General features: G+C 70.8%; 1 protein-coding gene. It reads left to right on the top strand.

Annotation, left to right across the window (positions count from 1 at the left end; translation table 11 throughout):
- Window positions 1-41: 41 nt before the first annotated feature.
- Window positions 42-3,104 (top strand): efflux RND transporter permease subunit (locus D183_RS0120180; protein ID WP_026144698.1); only part of this gene is annotated, 3,063 nt, incomplete at its 3' end.

Below are 3,104 nucleotides of genomic sequence, written 5' to 3'. Positions count from 1 at the left end.
TGCGGCGCGCGCAGCGGCAGCGCCGCGGCGGACCTGGCGCGATGAAGCTGTCCGACGTCTCCATCACCCGGCCGGTGTTCGCCGCGGTGATGAGCCTGTTGCTGGTGGTGCTGGGGGTGATGGCGTACAGCCGGCTGACCCTGCGCGAGCTGCCGGCGATCGATCCGCCGATCGTGTCGGTGGAGGTGCGTTACCCCGGCGCCTCGGCGGCGGTGGTGGAGAGCCGCATCACCCAGGTGCTGGAGGACGCGCTGGCCGGCATCGAAGGCATCGAGACGATCCAGGCGCGCAGTTCCAACGGCGTGGCCGACATCAGCATCGAGTTCCGCGCCACCCGCGACATCGAGGCCGCCGCCAACGACGTGCGCGACGCGGTCAGCCGCGTGCTCGACCGCCTGCCCGACGAGGCCGACGCGCCGGAGATCGCCAAGGTCGAGGCCGATGCCGACGCCATCCTGTGGCTCAACATGAGCTCCAGCACGATGGATGCGCTGCAGCTGTCCGACTACGCCGAACGCTACGTGGTGGATCGCCTGTCCAGCATCGACGGCGTGGCCCAGGTGCGCCTGGGCGGGCGCCAGCGCTATGCGATGCGGATCTGGCTGGACCGCGACCAGTTGGCCGCGCGCGACCTCACTGTGGCCGACGTGGAGAACGCGCTGGCTCGCGAGAACGTCGAACTGCCGGCCGGCCGCCTGGAGTCGGCCGACCGCGACTTCACCCTGCGCGTGGAGCGCACCTACCGCGCGCCGGCGGATTTCGCCACGATTCCGCTCGGCAAGGGCCGCGACGGCTACGTGGTGCGGCTGGGCGACGTGGCCAAGGTGGAACTGGCCTCGGCCGAGCGCCGCGCCTACTTCCGCAGCAACGGCGTGCCCAACGTCGGCCTGGGCATCGTCAAGACCTCCACCGCCAACAGCCTGGATGTGGCCCGCGCCGCGCGCGCGGCCGCGCAGCAGATCCAGCAGACCCTGCCCAAGGGCACGCAGATCTTCGTCGCCTTCGATTCCACCGTGTTCATCGATGCCTCGGTGGAACGCGTCTACCACACCCTGATCGAGGCGGTGGTGCTGGTGCTGGTGGTGATCTGGCTGTTCCTGGGCAGCGTGCGCGCGGCGCTGATCCCGGCGGTGACGGTGCCGGTGTGCCTGGTGGCCGCGTTCATCGCGCTGTATGCGTTCGGCTTCTCGATCAACCTGTTGACCCTGCTTGCCCTGGTGCTGTGCATCGGCCTGGTGGTGGACGATGCGATCGTGGTGGTGGAGAACATCCAGCGTCGCGTCGACCTGGGCGAACCGGCGCTGGTGGCGGCGCGGCGCGGCACCGCGCAGGTCGCCTTCGCGGTGATCGCCACCACCGCGGTGCTGGTGGCGGTGTTCCTGCCGGTCGGCTTCCTCGAAGGCAACACCGGGCGCCTGTTCCGCGAACTGGCGGTGGCGCTGGCCGCGGCGGTGGCGATCTCCGCCTTCGTCGCGCTGACCCTGACCCCGATGATGTCGTCCAAGCTGCTCAAGGCGCACGCGCGCGAAAAGCCCAACCGCGTGCATGGCTGGGTCGAGGCGCGGCTGCAGGGGCTGAGCGCGCGCTATCGGCGCGTGCTTGAGCGCCACGTCGGCCGCGCCTGGGTGTTCGGCGCGCTGATGCTGGCGGCACTGGCGGCCAGTGCGCTGCTGGCACGGATGATTCCCTCGGAACTGGCGCCGGCCGAGGACCGCGGCTCGTTCCAGGTGATGATCGATGCGCCGGAAGGCGCCGGCTTCGACTACACGGTGGGGCAGATGCACCAGGTCGAGGCCATCCTCGACCGCCACCGTGGCGACGGCCAGCCGATCGCGCGCGCCAACCCGCGCGTGCCCGGCAGTTTCGGCGCCAGCGAGGAGATGCACACCGGCCGGGTCAGCGTGTTCCTGCGCGACTGGAGCGAGCGCGACGTGGCCACCGCCGACGTCGCCGCGACGCTGCAGGAAGAGTTGCGCGCCTTGCCCGGCGTGCGTGCGCGCACCCAGGTCGGCGGCGGCCTGGTCAACAGCCGCGGGCAACCGTTCCAGATCGTGCTCGGCGGCCCCGACTACGCCGAGATCGCGCAATGGCGCGACCGCCTGCTCGCGCGCATCGCCGACAACCCCGGGCTGGTCGGGGCGGACTCGGACTACAAGGAAACCCGGCCGCAGATGCGCGTGGAGATCGACCGCCAGCGGGCAGCCGACCTCGGCGTGCCGGTGACCGAGATCGGCCGCGCGCTGGAGACGCTGATGGGCGCGCGCCAGGTCACCACCTTCGTCGACAACGGCGAGGAGTACGACGTGATGCTGCAGGCCAGTCGCGACGGCCGCGCCGATCCGGCCGACCTGGCGGCGATCCGGGTACGCGCCGACAGCGGCCAGCTGATCCCGCTGTCCAACCTGGTGACCCTGCGCGAAGTCGCCGAGCCGGGCAACCTGCACCGCTTCAACCGCCTGCGTGCCATCACCATCAACGCCGGCCTGGCCCCGGGCTACCCGCTCGGCGAGGCGATCGCCTGGGCGCAGCAGGTGGCGCGCGAGGAACTGCCCGATTACGCGCAGCTCGACTGGAAGGGCGAATCGCGCGAGTACCAGAAGGCCGGCGGCGCGGTGCTGCTGACCTTCGCCCTGGCCTTGCTGATCGTGTATCTGGTGCTGGCGGCGCAGTTCGAGAGCTTCATCCACCCGCTGGTGATCATGCTGACCGTGCCCCTGGGCGTGCTCGGCGCGCTGATCGGCCTGGCGATCAGCGGCGGTACGCTCAACCTGTTCAGTCAGATCGGCATCGTGATGCTGGTCGGGCTGGCGGCCAAGAACGGCATCCTGATCGTCGAGTTCGCCAACCAGTTGCGCGATGCCGGGCGCAGCGTGCGCGACGCGATTGTAGAGGCCTCGGCGGTGCGCCTGCGGCCGATCCTGATGACCTCGCTGGCCACCGTGGTCGGCGCGATCCCGCTGGTGGTCGCCGGCGGCCCCGGATCGGCCAGCCGCGCCACCATCGGCATCGTGGTGATCTTCGGCGTGTCGGTGTCCACGCTGCTGTCGCTGTTCGTGGTGCCGGCCTTCTATGCGCTGCTGGCGCCGTACACGCGCTCGCCGGAC

The organism is Xanthomonas sp. SHU 199, assembly GCF_000364665.1.
Lineage (GTDB): Bacteria > Pseudomonadota > Gammaproteobacteria > Xanthomonadales > Xanthomonadaceae > Xanthomonas_A > Xanthomonas_A sontii.
Note: the sequence above shows the minus strand (reverse complement) of the source record. Positions and strands in the feature narration are given on the sequence as shown.